Origin of the sequence: Ramlibacter humi, assembly GCF_004681975.1 — a bacterium.
Taxonomy (GTDB): domain Bacteria; phylum Pseudomonadota; class Gammaproteobacteria; order Burkholderiales; family Burkholderiaceae_C; genus Ramlibacter; species Ramlibacter humi.
On sequence record NZ_SMLK01000002.1, the window covers coordinates 257,354 to 274,578 of the forward strand.

Below are 17,225 nucleotides of genomic sequence, written 5' to 3' on the forward strand. Positions count from 1 at the left end.
TCCTCCCTGGTGTGAACCCGAACGCCCGCCGGCTTTTTTGTCTTGTCGTCAGCCGGCTTCGGGCGGGCGCGGCGGCTTGGGCCGCGGCGGCTTGCTGGTGTGGACCAGCTGCGTGGCCTTGGTCATGTCGCCGGCCATGAGCGCCGGCGCCGCTTTCAGCGTGCGGTCGATGCAGGCGTGCATGGCTTCGCGTTGGTCCGGCGCGGGCTTGCGCAGCACCCAGTCGGCGACTTCGGACTTCACGCCCGGGTGGCCGATGCCGATGCGCAGCCGCCAGTAGTCGCCGGTGCCCAGCTGCGCGTGGATGTCGCGCAAGCCGTTGTGGCCCGCGTGGCCGCCGCCCAGCTTGAGCTTGGCTTCGCCGGGCACGACGTCGAGTTCGTCGTGCACCACCAGGATTTCCTGTGGCGCGATCTTGAAGAAGCGGGCCAGCGCGGCGACCGACTTGCCCGAGAGGTTCATGTACGTCTGCGGCTCCAGCAGCCACACGGCCTGGCCGTTGACGTTGCCGCGCGCGGCGAGGCCGTGGTAGGCCCTGTCCATCGACAGGTTCAGTTTCAGCTCGCGAGCGAGCGCGTCCACCCACCAGAAGCCCGCGTTGTGGCGGGTGGCTTCGTACTCGGGGCCGGGATTGCCCAGGCCGACGAACAGCTTGATCATCGCGCGATGGTAAGGGTTGGTTCCGGGGACTCGCCAAGACAAAGGCCCGCCGAAGCGGGCCTTTGTCATTCAGCCGGAGGGGCTTACTTCTTGGCGGGGGCCTTGGCCGGAGCGGCCTTGGCATCGCCGGCCTTCGCGTCCTTGGCGGGCGCGGCCTTCGCATCCGCGGCCGGCGCGGCGGCAGCCGCTTCGGTCGCGGCCGGCTCGTCGCCACCGCCCGTCAGCACCACGGACACCAGCACCGGGTCCTTCTTGCCGTGGGTCACGGCGGTCACGCCCTTGGGCAGCTTGACTTCGGACAGGTGCAGCGACTGGCCCTTCTTCAGGCCGGACAGGTCCACCTCGATGAACTCGGGCAGGTCGCCCGGGAAGCAGGAGATGTCCAGCTCGGACAGCACGTGGTTGACCACGCAGTGGTCGAACTTCACGGCCTGCGATTCCTCGGCCTTCACGTAGTGGAACGGCACCTTCATGTGCAGCTTGGTCTTGGCGTCCACGCGCTGGAAGTCCACGTGCTGGACCTGCGGGCGGAACGGATGGTAGACCACGTCGCGCAGCAGGACCTTGCCGGTCTTGCCGCCCAGTTCCATCTCGAGGATGGTGGAGTGGAAGGCTTCCTTCTTCAGGGCGTGCCACAGGGCGTTGTGGTCCAGTTCGATCAGCTGGGGCTTGCCTTCACCGCCGTAGACGATGCCGGGCGTCTTGCCCGTGTTGCGCAGGCGGCGGCTCGCACCCGTACCTTGCTTGGTGCGCTCGAAAGCGACGAATTTCATGACGATCTCCGATAGGCAGCCATCGCGACCAATGTGCTGCCGTTTCACAAATGCCCCCGGTGAGGGAGGCGGCTAATTGCACGGCTAGCGCCGCGCGGATCTCAGAACAGGTTCTCCTGCTCCGAAAAAAGGCTCATCACCGACTCGCCCTTGGCGATGCGCTGGATCGTCTCGGCGATCAGCGGGGCGACGGTGAGCTGGCGGATCTTGCCGCAGCCACGCGCGGCGTCCGACAGCGGGATGGTGTTGGTCACCACCACTTCGTCCAGGGCCGAGCCCTTGGAAATGCGTTCGATGGCCGGGCCCGAGAAGATGGGGTGCGTGCAGTACGCGTACACCTTCTTCGCGCCGCGCTCCTTCAGCACCTCGGCCGCCTTCACCAGCGTGCCGGCGGTGTCGATCATGTCGTCCATGATCACGCAGTTGCGGCCTTCGATCTCGCCGATGACGTGCATCACTTCCGAGACGTTGGCGCGCGGGCGGCGCTTGTCGATGATGGCCAGGTCGGTGCCCAGCTGCTTGGCCAGCGCGCGGGCGCGCACCACGCCGCCCACATCGGGCGACACGACGATCAGGTTCTCGTAGTTCTTCGAACGCACATCGTGCAGCAGCACCGGCGACGCGTAGATGTTGTCCACCGGGATGTCGAAGAAGCCCTGGATCTGGTCGGCGTGCAGGTCCATGGTCAGCACGCGCGAGACACCCACGGTCTGCAGCAGGTTGGCCACCACCTTGGCCGAGATCGGCACGCGCGAGCTGCGCGGGCGGCGGTCCTGGCGGGCGTAGCCGAAGTACGGGATCACGGCGCTGATGCGTTCGGCCGAGGCGCGCTTGAGCGCGTCGACCATGATCAGCAGTTCCATCAGGTTCTCGTTGGTCGGGGCGCAGGTGGACTGCACCACGAACACGTCACGTGCCCGCACGTTGGTGTTGATCTCGACGGTGACTTCGCCGTCGGAGAAGCGGCCCACGCTGGCCGCGCCGAGCGAGATGCCGAGGTGCCCGGCCATCTCGGCCGCCAGGCCGGGATTGGCGTTGCCGGTGAACACCATGAAGTCGGGATGCGGGAGAGCCTGCATGTGCGGACCAGTCACTGGGCGGGAAAGCCGTCTTGCGTCGTCTTCAGAAAAATGCCTGGCCCGTAAAGGGTTTGGCAGGGGAGGAAGGACTCGAACCCTCGCATGCCGGAATCAAAATCCGGTGCCTTAACCAACTTGGCGACTCCCCTACACGGGTCTGGCGCTGCAAACCAGCGTCAAACCGATGAATCGTCACCGGAAGCCCACCCCACCAGCGGGTGCGCTTCCAGATTGCCGCATTCCCGGACTTTCCAGTCCTGCCAGCCCGAAGGAGGCAACCCTGGCGATCGGCCCGGCGGCAGCGGTGCGAACACCGCACTGCCCGAGCCGGTCATCCGGCCGGCCAAACCCCATGGCTTCACCAGAGAGTCCAGCCATTCCAGCGCCTGGCCCACCTGGGGGCACAGCCGCTGGGCCACCGGTTGCAGATCGTTTCGACCGAACTGCAGCGGGTTTGCAGCAAAGCCCGAGATTATAGCAGGGTCGGTGTCCCTACTGAGGTCGGGCGCGCGGAACACGTCGGCGGTGTCCAGTCCGAGTGGAGGTTTCACGACCAGGAAACGCGACGGCGGCACCGCCACCGGCGTAATGCGCTCGCCAACGCCTTCCACCCACGCGTTGCGGCCGCGCAGGAAAAACGGCACGTCGGCGCCGAGCGCCAGGCCGATGCGCTCCAGTGCGGCCAGCGGCAGATGGGTGGCCCAGAGCCGGTTCAGCGCCAGCAGGCAACTGGCGGCATCTGAAGAGCCGCCGCCCATGCCGGCCTGCGCGGGCAGGCGCTTGTCGAGCACGACGTGCGCGCCATGCGCGGTGCCGGTGGCTTGCTGCAACGCGCGCGCGGCACGCAGCACCAGGTCATCGGCCGGGACGGGCTCGCCGATGTCCTCGCGGCTGAGCGCGCCACCTGTGCGCAGTTCGAAATGCAGCGTGTCGTGCCAGTCCAGCAGCATGAACACCGACTGCAGCAGGTGGTAGCCGTCGGCGCGCCGTCCGGTGACGTGCAGGAAAAGGTTGAGCTTGGCCGGCGCCGGGACGTCGTACAGGGAGCGCATCACTGGCCGTCGAGGACGACGCGCAGGTCCGCCGGCGGGGGCGGGTCGCGGCGCTGGGCGCGCAGGCGGCCTTCGGCCAGTGCGGACAGGTCCGCCTCCCAGCCGGACACCGGCGTGTTCACGCCGGCCAGCCAGTCGAACAGGGCGGCGACAGGCACCGGCGCGCCAGTGGCCTTCTCGACCATGGCGTCAAGCGAGGAAAACGACTGGTCGGGCTGGCCCGGCACCTGCAGCACGGCCTGGCCCGGTTGCCAGCGCAGCTGCGCCGCCGTGCCGCCGATGGGCGTGAACAGCACCAGCAGGCCCGCTTCAGGCTTGCCACGCAGTTCGAAGGCGGCCGAGAACGACTGCTGCGGCTGGTTCGGCACGCTCAGCGCGAGCCGGCCGCTGCGGACGATGCCTCCGGTGATGATCTCGGCCGGCCGCGGCAGCTGCGCGCATGCCGCCAGCAGCGCGGCCGCCAGCAGGATCGAGCCGCGGCGCGCGGCCGCGCCGATCACGCGCGGCGTCATGGCTTGACGCGCAGCCGCTTGAGCGTTTCCTGCAGCGTCTCGTTCTCGGCGTTGAGCAGCAGGCCTTCCTTCCAGACGGACTGCGCCTTGTCGCGCTGGCCCGAGGTCCACAGCACCTCGCCCAGGTGCGCGGCGATCTCGGCGTCGGGGCGCGATTTGTAGGCCGTCTCCAGGATGCGCAGCGCTTCCGTGGTGTTGCCCATGCGGAACTCGACCCAACCGAGGCTGTCGCTGATGAAGGGGTCGCCCGGCGCGTATTCCAGCGCCTTCTGGATCAGTTGCCTGGCTTCGGGCAGGCGCATGTTGCGCTCGGCGAACGAGTAGCCCAGCGCGTTGTACGCGTGGTGGTAGTCGGGCTTGGCCGCGATGACTTGCCGCAGCAGCCTCTCCATGTCGGGCAGGTCGTTGAGCTTCTCGGCCAGCATGGCCTGGTCGTAGACCAGGTCGACGTCACGCGGGTCTTTCGCCGAAGCCTGGGCCAGCAGGTCGTACGCGGCGCGGTACTGCTTCTGTTCGCGCAGCAGGCTGGCTTCGGCCGTGACCTTGGCGCGGGCTTCGGCGGGTGTGCGTTCGGGCAGCGCGCGAATGAGCTTGCGTGCTTCGTTCAGCTTGCCCTGGCTGGCCAGGATGGACGCGCGGCGGACCTGCGCGCCCAGCAGGTCCTGCGTGTTGTCGATGCGGTCCAGCCAGCGGGTAGCGGCCGCGTAATCGCGGCGCTTCTCGGCGATCTGCGCCAAGGCCAGGTAAGCCTGGGAGAGTCCGCGGCTGCGCTCTTCGCCCGCGCGTTGCGCCTGGGCCAGCTCGACGTAGCGCTTCAGCGACTGCTCCGCTTGCGGCAGCTGGTTGTCCTGGGCCTGGATGGTGCCCAGCGCCAGCCACGCCTCGGCCAGGTCGGGCTTCTCGGTCGCGACCAGCTGCAGCTGCTGTCCCGCTTCGGTGTAGCGTTGCGCGTCGATCAGCGCGCGGGCATAGCCCATGCGGATTTCGGGCATGCCTTTGCCGTCGAGGTACTTGCGCACGATGGGCTCGGCCTGCGGCACCTTGGGGTCCATCAGCTCCAGCGCCAGGATGACCGGCAGCTCGGACTGGGGGTTGGCGGCCTGGCCGCGCCGAGCGGCTTCGACGGCGCCGTCCATGTCGCCGGCAGCCATGCGCATGCGGCCCACCGTGGTCCATGCGGCGGCCGCGGTGGCGGGCTGTTGCAAAGGCTCCGCCAGCGCCTGTTCGACGACGGCGGCCGCCTGCTTCTTGTCCGAGGCGCGCGCATACAGGCGCGGGATGGCGGCGATGGCGGCCTCGCGCTCGCGCGGATTGGCCAGCGCCAGCTCGGTCTTCAGCGGCTCGGCGGTTTCCCCGGTGCGGTTGAGTGCCAGCAGGATCTGCAGCACGTAGCGGTTGGGGTCGCGCGAGTCGGGGAACGCCTGCTTCCATGCGCGCGCGGCCTGCAATGCGGCTTCACCGGCGCGGTTCTGGAACGCGATCTCAACGGCGCGCTGGTACAGCGCGGGATCGTTGGTCTTGCGGGCGGCATCGAGGATGAGCGAGAAGCCGGACGAAGACTCTTCGCCGCGGGCGTTGAGTTCGCCCAGGAGCAGCTGGTAGAAAAGTTCGGCGTCGAGGGCGCTTTGCGGGGGCGGTGGGCCGCCTTCCGCGGGGGCGGCCGCGTCTTGAGCGTGCACCGCCTGTGCCAGCGCCAGCAGCAGGACCGCGCCCGAGGCGAGGCGAAGGCTGGGATTCATCCAAACCATCATAATCCAGCCCCTTTTCGCTTTCGTGCCATGCCCGAATTACCCGAAGTGGAGGTCACCCGCCGCAGCTTTGCGGACCGCATCGCGGGCGGCACGATCGAAGGCGTGCGGATGGGCAAGCCCTTGCGTTGGGCGCTGGGCATCGAGCCGCAGACGCTGGTGGGCCGCACCGTGCGCACGGTGCGGCGCCGTGGCAAGTACCTGCTGCTGGACCTGGACGACGGCCTGCTGCTGGTGCACCTGGGCATGTCGGGCAGCCTGAGCTTCGGCGATGCGCATCCGCCGCCCGGCACGCACGACCACTTCGACCTCGTCACTTCGCGCGGCGTGCTGCGGCTGAACGATCCGCGCCGCTTCGGCGCCGTCGTCTACACGTCGCGGGAGAGTTCGCCTGAAGCGGTGAAACTGCTGGGCGGCTTGGGTGTCGAGCCGCTCGGGGAGGCCTTCGACATCGCCGCGTTCCATGCAGCGCTGAAGAAGCGGCGCGCGCCGATCAAGCAGGTGCTGCTGGCCGGCGACGTGGTGGTGGGCGTGGGCAACATCTATGCGTCGGAGGCGCTCTTCCTCGCGGGCATCCGCCCGACGACCAGCGCGTCGCGCATCAGCGTGCCCCGGGCGGCAAAGCTGCATGCCGCCATCCGCGACGTGCTGGCGCGCGCGGTGGAAAAGGGCGGCAGCACGCTGAGGGACTTCTCCAACGCGAACGGCGAGTCCGGCTATTTCCAGCTGGAAGCGATGGTTTACGGGCGCGCCGGCGAGCCTTGCCGTGTTTGCGGCACCACAGTCAAGGCCATCCGGCAGGGCCAAAGAGCGACTTTTTACTGCCCTGCGTGCCAGAAGGGGTGACAGCCCAGGGCGGGCTCCGATGAGTCGGGTGCTATATTCAAGCGCGGGGACTTCAGTGGGCACTTCCTTCAACGAGCAATTCGACCAGCACGGCGCCTGGCGGCGTGAATTCGCCCTGCGCCTCAAGCTGTTGTCCGAGTGGTTGAAGGACCACGAACTGCTGGACGCCGCCGTCCAGGAGCGCCTGCGCCGCCTCGAAAACCAGATGCGTTCCGACAAGGTCATGGTGGCCTTCGTCGCCGAGTTCTCGCGCGGCAAGTCGGAGCTGATCAACGCCGTCTTCTTCGCCGGCTACAAGCGCCGCATCATGCCGGCCAGCGCCGGGCGCACCACGATGTGCCCCACGGAACTTGGCTACGACGCCGAAGTGCCGCCTTGCCTGCGCCTGCTGCCCATCGAAACGCGCCTGCAGCCGCAGCCGCTGATGGAATGGCGCCTGGCGCCCGAGAAGTGGACCCGGCTGGACCTGGACGTCAACGACCCCGCCCAACTGGCGCAGGCTTTCGAGAAAGTCTCCGAGGTCCGCCACGTCACCAGGGAAGAAGCCAAGGCGCTGGGCTTCTGGCACGAAGACTCGCCGGAGGACAACCCGATGGTGGGCTCCGACGGCAAGGTGGAAGTGCCCAAGTGGCGCCACGCGCTGATCAACATCGCCCACCCGCTGCTCAAGCAGGGGCTGGTGATCCTGGACACCCCGGGCCTGAACGCCATCGGCGCCGAGCCCGAATTGACCGTCAACCTGATCCCGCAGGCGCACGCCGTGGTGTTCATCCTGGCAGCTGATACGGGCGTGACCAGGTCCGACCTGGCGATCTGGAAGGAACACCTGATCTCCGAAGGCGACGATGCGGCTTCGCACCTCGTCGTGCTGAACAAGATCGACACCATGTGGGACTCGCTGTCGACGCCCACGCAGGTGCAGGCGCAGATCGACCGCCAGCGCGCGACGACCGCCGAGATCCTGGGCCTGGAACGCGAACAGGTGATCCCCGTGTCCGCGCAGAAGGGCCTGGTCGCCAAGGTCAACGACGACGCCGAACTGCTGGTGGCCAGCCAGCTGCCGGTGCTGGAGAGGGCGCTCAGCCAGGGCATCATGGGCCGGCGCCAGAAGATCCTGCGCACGTCCGTGGCCAGCACCATCGGCGAGCTGCGCACCGAAGCCAGCCGTTCGCTGAACATCCGCCGCCGCGACCTGGCCGAGCAGATGCTCGAGCTCAAGGGGCTGCGCGGCAAGAACACGTCGGTCATCCGCCACATGCGTTCGCGCATCGAGCAGGAACAGCGCGACTTCGACGTCAGCGGCGCCAAGATCCACGCGGTTCGCTCGGTGCACCTGAAGCTGCTGCGCGAAGTGTTCAACCTGCTGGGCACGGCCACGATGAAGGACGAGATGGCCCAGCTGACGCAGTCGCTGCGCGCGCCCGGCATCAAGCTGGGCGTCAAGCGCGCCTACGCGCTGACGTTCGACCGCCTGCGTGAAGGCCTGCGCAAGGCGCAGGCCACCAGCGGCGAGATCCAGTCCATGCTGACCGGCACGTTCCGCCAGCTGAACGCCGAATACGGTTTCTCGCTGCAGCCGCCCAAGGAACCGGATCTGGCGCGCTACGAACGCGACCTCGACCTGGTCGAGCGCAGCCACCAGCAATACCTGGGCGTGAGCAACGCCCTGCGCCTGGCGCAGCCCGAATTCGCCGACCGCCTGGTGCGCGCGCTGGCCACCCGCCTGCGCGCCGTGTACGAATCGGCGCTGGCCGAAGTGGAGCTGTGGAACAAGGCCGCGGCTGCGCAACTGGATGCGCAGCTGCGCGAGCGCCGCCGCAACTTCACCCGCCGCCTGGAAGCCATCGAACGCATCCAGCAGGCCGCCGCCGGCCTGGACGACCGCATCGGCGAAATCGACACGCAGGAGCATGCGGTCGACGAACTCGATGCCAAGCTGGCCGAACTGACCGACCACCTGATCGCCACGCCCGCGGGCGAAGTCGCACCCGACTCCCGGCCCGCGCAGCTGCAGCGCGCATGACCTCCGCCGTCCCCGACATCGCCGGCCGCGTGGTGCGCTGGCAGGCCAGCCATGGGCGCAGCACGCTGCCGTGGCAGAACACGCGCGACCCGTACCGCGTGTGGCTGTCGGAAATCATGCTGCAGCAGACGCAGGTGAAGACGGTGCTCGCGTACTACGACCGCTTCCTGCAGCGCTTCCCCGACGTGCAGGCGCTGGCTGCGGCATCGCTGGACGACGTGCTGGGACACTGGAGCGGCCTGGGCTACTACAGCCGCGCCCGCAACCTGCATCGCTGCGCGCAGGCCGTCGTCCAGCAACACGGCGGCCAGTTCCCCCGCAGCGCGGCGCAGTTGCAGGAATTGCCCGGCATCGGCCGTTCCACCGCCGCCGCCATCGCGTCGTTCTGCTGGGACGAGCGCTCGGCCATCCTCGACGGCAACGTCAAGCGCGTGCTCACGCGCGCGCTGGCTTTCGGCGGCGACCTGGCGCAGTTGGCGGCAGAGCGGGCGCTGTGGGACAAGGCGACGCAGCTGCTGCCGGAAGCCGCCGCCGACATGCCGCGCTACACGCAAGGCCTGATGGACCTGGGCGCGACGGTGTGCCTTTCGCGCCAGCCCAGCTGCCTGCTGTGTCCGCTGGAGCCGGTCTGCGAAGCGCGCAAGCGGCAGGAGGTGGACCGCTACCCGGTGAAGACGCGCAAGCTCAAACGCACCGCGCAGTCGCTGTGGCTGCTGCGTGCGCGGTCGGCGGAAGGCGAGGTCTTCCTCGAAAAGCGGCCCACGCCCGGCGTGTGGGCCGGCCTGTACTGCCTGCCGGTGTTCGACTCGCGCGAATCGCTGGAGCAGGCCATGCCCGCGCGCCTGCGCGAGCGCCTGGACGACGAGCCGGCTTTCGTGCACGTGCTCACGCACAAGGACCTGCACCTGCATCCGGTGGCGTTGACGGTGGAAGCCGCGGCGCTGAAAAAGCTGCAGGGCACGTGGTTCGGCCGCGCCGAGTGGCCCGCGCTGGGCCTGCCCACGCCCGTGCGCAGGCTGCTTTCGGAAGCGGGTTAGCCGCCGGCGCGCGACAGCTCGCGGTGGCGCTTGAGGGTGGTCCAGCGCTGGCCGAATGCCGCGGCCAGTTTTTCCACCAGGTACACCGAACGGTGCTGCCCGCCGGTGCAGCCGATGGCCACCGTCACGTAGCTGCGGTGGTCCAGGGCCAGCGGTTCCAGCCAGCGCTGCAGGAAGCCTTCGATGGAGCGGAACATCTCGTCCACGCCGGGCTGCGCCTGCAGGAAGTCGACCACGGGCTGGTCCAGGCCGGTGAGGTCGCGCAAGCCCGGCTCGTAGTGCGGGTTGGGCAGCATGCGCACGTCGAACATGTAGTCGGCATCGACCGGGATGCCGCGCTTGAACGCGAACGACTCGAACACCAGCGTCAGCTGGCTGGCCGGCGCGGACAGCAGCGCCTTCACCTGGGCCTGCAATTCCGCGGCGCGGATGCTGCTGCTGTCGATGACCAGCGCCTGATCCCGCAGGTCAGCCAGCAGCTCGCGTTCCAGCTCGATGGCGTCGACCAGCGCGCGCTTGCGCAGCAATGGGTCGGTGTGGCCTTCCGTGTCCTGGCTGGACAGCGGATGGCGCCGGCGCGTTTCCGAGAAGCGCCGCACCAGCGTGTCCGTCGTGGAGTCCAGGAACAGTGGCCGGATCTGCACGCCGCGCGAGCGCATCTCGCGCAACTGCTGCGGCACCAGCGGCAGCGCGGTGGCGCTGCGCACGTCCATGGCGATGGCGACGCGGCTGGCGTCGTTCGCCTGCTCCAGCGAAACGAAAGCGCCCAGCAGTTGCGGCGGCAGGTTGTCCACGCAGTAATAGCCCGCGTCTTCCAGCGCGCGCAGCGCCACCGACTTGCCGGAACCCGACATGCCGGTGATGAGGACCAGGTCGAGGCTCATGCCGCCGCGCTTCCCAGCATTTCCTTGGCATGCGCCAGCGTCGTGCCGGACAGTTTTTCGCCGCCCAGCATGCGGGCGATCTCCGCCACCCGCTGTTCGCCATGCACCGGCGCCACGCTGCTGGTGGTGCCGGCCTTGCCGCTTTGCTTGGCGACGACCAGGTGGTGGTCGGCGCACGCGGCCACTTGCGGCAGGTGCGTGACGGCCATCACCTGGCGGTCACGGCCCAGCTGCTTCATCAGGCGTCCGACGGTTTCGGCCACCGCGCCGCCCACGCCCGAATCGACCTCGTCGAAGATGAGCGTCTGCGCCGTGCCCAGCCGGCTGGTGGTGACCGCGATGGCCAGCGCGATGCGCGACAGCTCGCCGCCGGACGCCACTTTGCCCACCGGCCGCGGCGTGGCGCCGGGATGGCCCGCGACGAGAAACGACACCTCGTCCAGCCCCGACGCGGAAGGCTCTCGCAACGGCTGCAGTTCCACTTCGAAGCGACCGCCTTGCATGCCCAGCCCTTGCATGGCTTGCGTGATGGCCTTGGCGAGCTGCGGCGCGGCCTTGGCGCGCGCCTTAGCCAACGCTTGCGCGGCGGACTGGTAGGCCTTGGCCTTGGTGCGCTCGTCGGCTTCCAGTGCCGCCAAATCCGCGGCGGCATCCAGGCGGGAGAGTTCTTCCTTCCACCCGGCCAGCAGCGCTGGCAGTTCGGCGGGCTGGCGCTTGTAGCGGCGCGACAGCGACAGCCAGGAGCCCATGCGCTCGTCCAGCGAGGCCAGCCTTTCCGGGTCCAGGTCGGTCTTGCGCAGGTAGGTGTTCAGCGAGTGCGCGGCATCTTCGACTTGCGCGAGCGCGGAGCCCAGCACCTCGGCCAGCGAATGGAATTCGGGCTCCAGCGACTCTTGGGTCTGCAGCAGGTCCTGCGCCTGCGACAGCCGCGCCGCCGCGCCGCCTTCCTCGCCTTCCAGTGCCTGCAGCGCGCTTTGCGCTGCATCGAGCAGCGCCTGCGCGTGCGACAGGCGCGTGTGCTGGGTGTTCAGCTCGTCCCACTCGTCGTTGCCGGGCGCGAGCTTGTCGACCTCGCCGATCTGCCACGCCAGCCGCTCGCGCTCACGCTGAAGCGTGTCCTGCGATTCGCGCGCCTGGGCCAGCGCCTTCTGCGCCGCACGCCATTGCTGCCAGACGTTGGCGAGCGAGTCGCCGTCCACGCCGGCGTACGCGTCGAGCAAACCACGCACCGCTTCGGCCCGCGTGAGGCTTTGCCAGGCGTGCTGCCCGTGGATATCCACCAGGTGGTCGGCGGCTTCGCGCAGTTGCGTGGCGGTGGCGGGGCTGCCGTTGATCCACGCGCGGCTCTTGCCCTGGCTGTCGACGCTGCGGCGCAGCAGCAAGGTGTCGCCGCCTTCGAAGCCGGCTTCTTCCAGCCAGGGCAGCAAGCCCGCGGGCAGGTCGAATTCGGCACTGATCTCGGCACGGGCCGCGCCTTCGCGCACCACGCCGGCATCCGCCCGCGAGCCCAGCGCCAGTTGCAGCGCATCGACCAGGATGGACTTGCCGGCGCCCGTTTCGCCCGTCAGCACGCTGAAGCCCGAGGCCAGGTCGAGTTCGAGTTCGCGCACGATGACGAAATCGCGCAGCGCGATGCGGCGCAGGCTCACGAGACGCCCCCTTCGTTCCAGTGCAGCTTGCGGCGCAGCGTGTCGTAGTAGGTCCAGCCGCGCGGGTGCAGGAAGCGCACCTGGTGCTGCGAGCGCTTGACCAGGATGCGGTCGCCGTGCAGCAGCGAAGCCAGCGACTGCATGTCGAAATTGGCGCTGGCGTCGCGGCCGGCGACCAGCTCGATGGCGATCTCCACCGAGTCCGGGATGACGATGGGCCGGTTGGAAAGCGTGTGCGGCGCGATGGGCACCAGCGCCCACACCGGATTGCCGGGATGCAGCAGCGGCCCGCCCGACGACAGCGCGTAAGCCGTGGACCCGGTGGGCGTGGCCACGATCAGGCCGTCGGCGCGCTGGCTGGCGACGAAATGCCCATCCACTTCCACCCGCAGTTCCACCATGCCGGAGGTGGCGCCGCGGTTGACCACCACGTCGTTCATGGCCTGGGCCTTGAACACGCACTGGCCGTCGCGCATCACCTGTGCCAGCATCAGGCTGCGGCGGTCTTCCTCGTACTCGCCGCGCAGCATGGGGCCCAGCACCGAGCGGAAGTCTTCCAGCCGGATGTCGGTGATGAAGCCCAGGCGGCCCTGGTTGATGCCGATGAGGGGCACGCCGTGGCGCGCCAGCTGCCGGCCGATGCCCAGCATGGTGCCGTCGCCGCCGACCACCAGGCCCAGGTCGCAGTGGGCGCCGATGCCGGGCACGTCCAGCACGTTGTAGCCCACGATGCCCGAGGTGCTGGCCGTGTCGTGCTCGATGGCCACCTCGCAGCCTTCGGACGACAGGTACTGGGCGATGTCTTCCAGCGCCGCGCGGCTGCCCGCGGCCGCCGCGCCGCCGGCGTGGTACTTGCCGATCAGGGCGACCTGGCGGAAGACTGTTTTCATCGTTGCAAATTACATCATTAAAATTCGGGCGAGGCCCCAGCACCATGCTCGATGACCGTGCCAAGTTGTTGTTGAAAGCGCTGGTCGAGCGCTACATCGCCGAGGGGCAGCCCGTGGGCTCGCGCACCCTCTCGCGCGCGTCCGGCCTCGAGCTTTCGCCGGCCACTATCCGCAACGTGATGTCCGACCTGGAGGAGCTGGGCCTGATCGCCAGCCCGCACACCTCGGCCGGACGCATCCCCACGGCGCGCGGCTACCGGCTCTTCGTCGACACCATGCTCACCGCGCAGCGCGAGCAGATGGCCACGCCCAGCCTGCCGCCCGACCAGCCGCAGCGCGTCATCGCCAACGCCGCGCAGCTGCTGTCCAACCTGTCGCACTTCGTGGGCGTGGTGATGGCGCCGAAGCGCTCGTCGGTGTTCCGCCACATCGAGTTCCTGCGGCTGTCGGACCGGCGCTACCTGGTCATCATGGTGTCGCCCGACGGCGACGTGCAGAACCGCGTGGTCTTCACCGATACCGACTACACGCAGCAGCAGCTGGTGGAGGGAGCCAACTTCCTCAACGCGAACTACGCCGGGCTGGCGATCGAACAGGTGCGCGAACGGCTGAAGACCGAAGTCGAGCAGCTGCGCGGCGAGATCGGCAAGCTGATGAAGACGGCCGTGGACGCCAGCAGCGAGGCCATGGCGCAGGCGCAGGACGAGGTCATCATCTCCGGCGAGCGCAATCTGCTGGCGGTGACCGATTTCTCCAGCGACATGACGCACCTGCGCAAGGCCTTCGAGCTGTTCGAGCAGAAGACGCAGCTGATGCGCCTGCTGGACGTGTCCAGCCAGGCGGCGGGCGTGCGCATCTTCATCGGCGGCGAAAGCCAGGTGGTGCCGTTCGAGGAGCTGTCGATCGTCAGCGCGCCCTACGAGGTGGACGGCCAGGTGGTCGGCACGCTGGGCGTCATCGGCCCCACCCGCATGCCGTACGACCGCATGATCCAGATCGTGGACATCACGTCCAGGCTGGTGAGCAACGCGCTCAGCCATCACAAGGGCTAGGCGCGCGCTCCCTACAATCCGCCGCACGGGCCGTTAGCTCAGTTGGTCAGAGCAGGGGACTCATAATCCCTTGGTCGCTGGTTCAAGTCCAGCACGGCCTACCAACTGCGGAATTCTTCTCGCTTCCGCGCATTCCCCCGCCGAAAGACGCCGCCGCCGGACCGCCCGTCCGCGGGTGAACGGCAAGAAACAACTTGAAACATAGAGTCTCTCCACGCGTTGAAGGTGCGCGTGGGGAGCACGGGCATGGGTTGGTGGGCGAAGTTGCGGGGCCAGGAGCCCCAGCGGCCGGTCAAGCGGAAAGACAGGGCATCGAGCCGGCGTGAAATGGCCGTCATGGCCACGCAGCCCTCGCCCGATCCGCGGCAGGACCTGCTTCGCGCCGCCCTTTTGCAGATGCTGGATCGCCACCAGGTGCCGCCGGGCTGGATCGGCGCCGATGCGATGGCCGTGGTGGGCCGCGCGGGCAGCGGGCTTCACATCCGCCTCGTCGTCCTTCACTGGGAGCCCGTGCTGATGCCGTGCCTGCCCGCGCTGCAGGACGACCTGGAGCAGCGGCTGCTGGCGATGGAGCCCGATGCAGTGGCCTGGCTGCGGGGTTTTTCGTGGCAGTTCCAGTGGCCGCCCGGCCTGCGCCGCCCTCCGGTGCCGCAGCCGGCGCCTTGGGTTGCCGCCGCATCCGGCAAGTAAGGTCCGCGAACCTGCTATACTCGCGGGCTTCGTGCGGCTGTAGCTCAGTTGGATAGAGTACTTGGCTACGAACCAAGGGGTCGTGGGTTCGAATCCTGCCAGCCGCGCCAACTTTCTAGTTGTCATTCAATGGCTTAGACGTTCACGCGTCTAGGCCATTTTTCTTTCGCCGGGGACTTTTCGGGGACTGGCCTTCCACCCAGCGGGCTGGCCTGGTGCTCCAGGCGCAGTTCTCTTCGCTGGCCGAAGCGAACGACTGGCTGCTCGAATAGCGGGCCCACCCCATCGGCCCCGTCCTACAAGCTGAGCGGCGGGCCGCCGACAGGCTAGCTGAGCCGCTGCTCCCTACAGTGGGCGGGCCGGAAATCTTTCCTTACGCGTTTATCGCGCCCCGCCGGGGCGACGGTGGCATGCAAAGACCTCCGGCACACCAGTCTCGGCCGATGGACCTGATGCCTTTCCTGCCGACCAAGGCGATGCAGCGCCTGCCATGGATGGCGGCACCTGCGCGCCGGGGAAGCCCCTTGCCGCCCGAGCGGCTGGCCATGCTGCATGCGCAGCCGCTGCTGCCCGCCGACGAGGCAGACCGTCTCGCGGACCTGCGCGAGTTCGGCGTGTTCGATGGCGAGGCCGATGAAGACTGCGACAGTCTGGTGCACCTGGCCTCCGTGGTGTGCGGCACGCCGATGGCGGCGCTGACCTTTGTCGATGCGCACCGCCAGCGGTTCAAGTCGCGCACCGGCATCCCGGTGGACGACGTGCCGCGCGACGCGGGCTTCTGTTCGCGCACCATCCTCACGGCCGAGCCGCTGCTCGAGGTGCCCGACACCGCTGCGGTGCCGTGGTTCGATCCCCAACCCTTCGGCGCCGACGGGCCCTTCGTCCGCTCTTACGCAGGCGTGCCGCTGCGCACCCGCGACGGCAGCGCCATCGGCGCGCTGTGCGTCATGCACGACGTGCCGCACCGGCTGAGCAACACGCAGCGGCAGGCGTTGGAGCGCCTGGCGCGGGCGGCCAGCACACAGCTGACGCTGCGGAGGCAACTGCGCGTCGCCACCCAGACCGACCGCCTGACCGGCCTGCCCAACTGGCTGCACTTCGAGGCGCAGTTCGACGCCACCCGCCCCGCGCAAGGCGTGGCCTGCTTCGTGCGGCTGAAGGCGCTCAACCAGATCAGCTCCGCGCACGGCTTCCGCGTGGCCGACGCGATGGTCCAGCAGACCGCGCAGCGCCTGCGCGCCATCGCCAGCGGCGGCGCGTTCATCGGCCGCATCAAGCGCGGGTTGTTCGTGCTGTTCTTTCCCGGCATGACGCCGGACCGCTTCACGCGCCTGCATGCGCCCATGGTTTCGGCGCAGCTGCAGGCGCCGTACGAAGTCGGCGAACTCGCGCTGGCCTGCCCGGTGCACCTGGGTTTCGCGGCCTACCCGAACGACGGCGCCACGCTCGACGAGGTCGTCAACGCCGCCAACGCGGCGCTGCAGCTGGCCATCGAGCGGGACGAACCGGTCGCCTTCTTCGACAAGGCGATCGACACGCTCACCGGCACGCACTACCGGCTGGAGCCGCAGCTGCGCACCGCGCTGGCCTGCGACCAGTTCGTCAACCACTACCAGCCCAAGGTGGACGTGGCCACCGGGCGCATCACCGGCGTGGAAGCGCTGATCCGCTGGGTGAACCCTCAGCGCGGCGTGATCCCGCCTTCGGACTTCGTGCCGGCGCTGGAATCCACCGGGCTGATCCGCGAAGTGGGCCGGCGCACCCTGGAACGCGCGGTGGCCGACTGGAAGCGCTGGCATGCCGCCGGACTCCATGCGCCGCGCATCGCGGTGAACGTGGCCGCGGCGCAGCTGCGCGACCCGCGCTTCCTGCCGCACCTGCGCGAGTTGCTGGGCGAGGACTGCGCTGGCCGCGCGGCACTGGCCATCGAGGTCACCGAAACCATCCTCATCAGCAACTTGGCGCAGGCGACGCAAGTGCTGAGCGAAGTGCGGGCGCTGGGCCTGCCCGTCGCCATCGACGACTTCGGCACCGGTTATTCCTCGCTTGCGTACATCGTCAACCTGCCGGTGGACGAGGTGAAGATCGACCAGTCGTTCGTGCGCAAGATCGCCACGGACGCGGCGTACCGCGGCATCGTCGGCACCTGCGTCAGCCTGGCACGCAACCTCAACCTCCGCGTGGTGGCCGAAGGCGTGGAGACGCCGGCGCAGGTGCAGGAGTTGCAGGCGCTCAAGTGCGACCAGGCGCAAGGCTTTCTCTACAGCCCGCCATTACCGGCCGATGAGATGGCCCAGCTGCTGGCGCGCGGCGAAGCGCTGGGCTGAGGT

At 68.8% G+C, this 17,225-nt stretch carries 15 protein-coding genes and 3 tRNA genes; 8 read left to right on the top strand and 10 right to left on the bottom strand.

Annotated features, from left to right (window positions below; translation table 11 throughout):
• Positions 1 to 48: 48 nt before the first annotated feature.
• The 7 genes from pth to EZ216_RS08655 form a co-directional block, all read right to left on the bottom strand.
• Positions 49 to 660: an aminoacyl-tRNA hydrolase gene (pth, locus tag EZ216_RS08625; RefSeq protein ID WP_135249341.1), complete on the bottom strand. Its 612-nt coding sequence runs from the start codon at positions 658 to 660 to the stop codon at positions 49 to 51.
• Positions 661 to 743: 83 nt separating this feature from the next.
• Positions 744 to 1,433, bottom strand: coding sequence for a 50S ribosomal protein L25/general stress protein Ctc (locus EZ216_RS08630; RefSeq protein WP_135249342.1), 690 nt, complete (start codon positions 1,431 to 1,433; stop codon positions 744 to 746).
• Between the two features lie 101 nt (positions 1,434 to 1,534).
• The gene (locus tag EZ216_RS08635) at positions 1,535 to 2,512 is read right to left on the bottom strand and encodes a ribose-phosphate pyrophosphokinase (protein ID WP_135249343.1); all 978 of its coding nucleotides are present in this window, start codon (positions 2,510 to 2,512) and stop codon (positions 1,535 to 1,537) included.
• 72 nt (positions 2,513 to 2,584) lie between these two features.
• Positions 2,585 to 2,661: transfer RNA gene (locus EZ216_RS08640), tRNA-Gln, on the bottom strand.
• A 27-nt stretch (positions 2,662 to 2,688) separates the two neighbouring features.
• Positions 2,689 to 3,564: a 4-(cytidine 5'-diphospho)-2-C-methyl-D-erythritol kinase gene (gene ispE, locus EZ216_RS08645; RefSeq protein WP_135249344.1), complete on the bottom strand. Its 876-nt coding sequence runs from the start codon at positions 3,562 to 3,564 to the stop codon at positions 2,689 to 2,691.
• The gene (locus EZ216_RS08650) at positions 3,564 to 4,076 is read right to left on the bottom strand and encodes a lipoprotein insertase outer membrane protein LolB (RefSeq protein WP_135249345.1); all 513 of its coding nucleotides are present in this window, start codon (positions 4,074 to 4,076) and stop codon (positions 3,564 to 3,566) included. The genes ispE and EZ216_RS08650 overlap by 1 nt, the downstream gene beginning before the upstream one ends.
• Positions 4,073 to 5,815 carry a tetratricopeptide repeat protein gene (locus EZ216_RS08655; protein ID WP_135249346.1) on the bottom strand — a complete coding sequence of 581 codons (1,743 nt, stop codon included), beginning with the start codon at positions 5,813 to 5,815 and terminating at the stop codon, positions 4,073 to 4,075. Before EZ216_RS08655 ends, EZ216_RS08650 begins: the two co-directional genes overlap by 4 nt.
• Positions 5,816 to 5,854: 39 nt before the next feature.
• Between EZ216_RS08655 and mutM the strand changes: the two genes are divergently transcribed.
• Genes mutM through mutY form a run of 3 tightly spaced genes read left to right on the top strand, consistent with a single transcriptional unit; the run spans position 5,855 to position 9,730 of the window.
• Positions 5,855 to 6,670 carry a bifunctional DNA-formamidopyrimidine glycosylase/DNA-(apurinic or apyrimidinic site) lyase gene (mutM, locus tag EZ216_RS08660; RefSeq protein WP_135249347.1) on the top strand — a complete coding sequence of 272 codons (816 nt, stop codon included), beginning with the start codon at positions 5,855 to 5,857 and terminating at the stop codon, positions 6,668 to 6,670.
• A 55-nt stretch (positions 6,671 to 6,725) separates the two neighbouring features.
• The gene (locus tag EZ216_RS08665) at positions 6,726 to 8,693 is read left to right on the top strand and encodes a dynamin family protein (protein ID WP_239024318.1); all 1,968 of its coding nucleotides are present in this window, start codon (positions 6,726 to 6,728) and stop codon (positions 8,691 to 8,693) included.
• Positions 8,690 to 9,730 (top strand): A/G-specific adenine glycosylase, encoded by a 1,041-nt coding sequence (gene mutY, locus EZ216_RS08670; RefSeq protein WP_135249349.1) that lies wholly within the window; start codon positions 8,690 to 8,692, stop codon positions 9,728 to 9,730. Before EZ216_RS08665 ends, mutY begins: the two co-directional genes overlap by 4 nt.
• Here mutY and rapZ read toward each other — a convergent pair.
• From rapZ to EZ216_RS08685, 3 genes are read right to left on the bottom strand one after another with little or no spacing between them, the layout of a single operon-like run.
• Positions 9,727 to 10,614: an RNase adapter RapZ gene (rapZ, locus tag EZ216_RS08675; RefSeq protein ID WP_135249350.1), complete on the bottom strand. Its 888-nt coding sequence runs from the start codon at positions 10,612 to 10,614 to the stop codon at positions 9,727 to 9,729. The genes mutY and rapZ overlap by 4 nt on opposite strands.
• Positions 10,611 to 12,263: a DNA repair protein RecN gene (gene recN / locus EZ216_RS08680; protein ID WP_135249351.1), complete on the bottom strand. Its 1,653-nt coding sequence runs from the start codon at positions 12,261 to 12,263 to the stop codon at positions 10,611 to 10,613. The genes rapZ and recN overlap by 4 nt, the downstream gene beginning before the upstream one ends.
• Positions 12,260 to 13,153, bottom strand: coding sequence for an NAD kinase (locus tag EZ216_RS08685; RefSeq protein WP_135249352.1), 894 nt, complete (start codon positions 13,151 to 13,153; stop codon positions 12,260 to 12,262). The genes recN and EZ216_RS08685 overlap by 4 nt, the downstream gene beginning before the upstream one ends.
• A 44-nt stretch (positions 13,154 to 13,197) precedes the next feature.
• Between EZ216_RS08685 and hrcA the strand changes: the two genes are divergently transcribed.
• The 5 genes from hrcA to EZ216_RS08710 all read left to right on the top strand — a co-directional run bounded on the left by hrcA (position 13,198) and on the right by EZ216_RS08710 (position 17,222).
• Positions 13,198 to 14,205 (top strand): heat-inducible transcriptional repressor HrcA, encoded by a 1,008-nt coding sequence (hrcA, locus tag EZ216_RS08690; RefSeq protein WP_135249353.1) that lies wholly within the window; start codon positions 13,198 to 13,200, stop codon positions 14,203 to 14,205.
• Between the two features lie 27 nt (positions 14,206 to 14,232).
• A tRNA-Ile gene (locus EZ216_RS08695) sits at positions 14,233 to 14,309 on the top strand.
• 232 nt (positions 14,310 to 14,541) lie between these two features.
• Entirely contained in the window at positions 14,542 to 14,895 is a 354-nt protein-coding gene (locus EZ216_RS08700) for a hypothetical protein (protein WP_135249354.1), read from the top strand.
• Between the two features lie 33 nt (positions 14,896 to 14,928).
• Positions 14,929 to 15,005 (top strand) — tRNA-Arg (locus tag EZ216_RS08705).
• A gap of 342 nt (positions 15,006 to 15,347) precedes the next feature.
• On the top strand, positions 15,348 to 17,222 hold the full coding sequence (locus tag EZ216_RS08710; RefSeq protein WP_135249355.1) for a putative bifunctional diguanylate cyclase/phosphodiesterase: 1,875 nt from the start codon (positions 15,348 to 15,350) through the stop codon (positions 17,220 to 17,222).
• Positions 17,223 to 17,225: the final 3 nt, after the last annotated feature.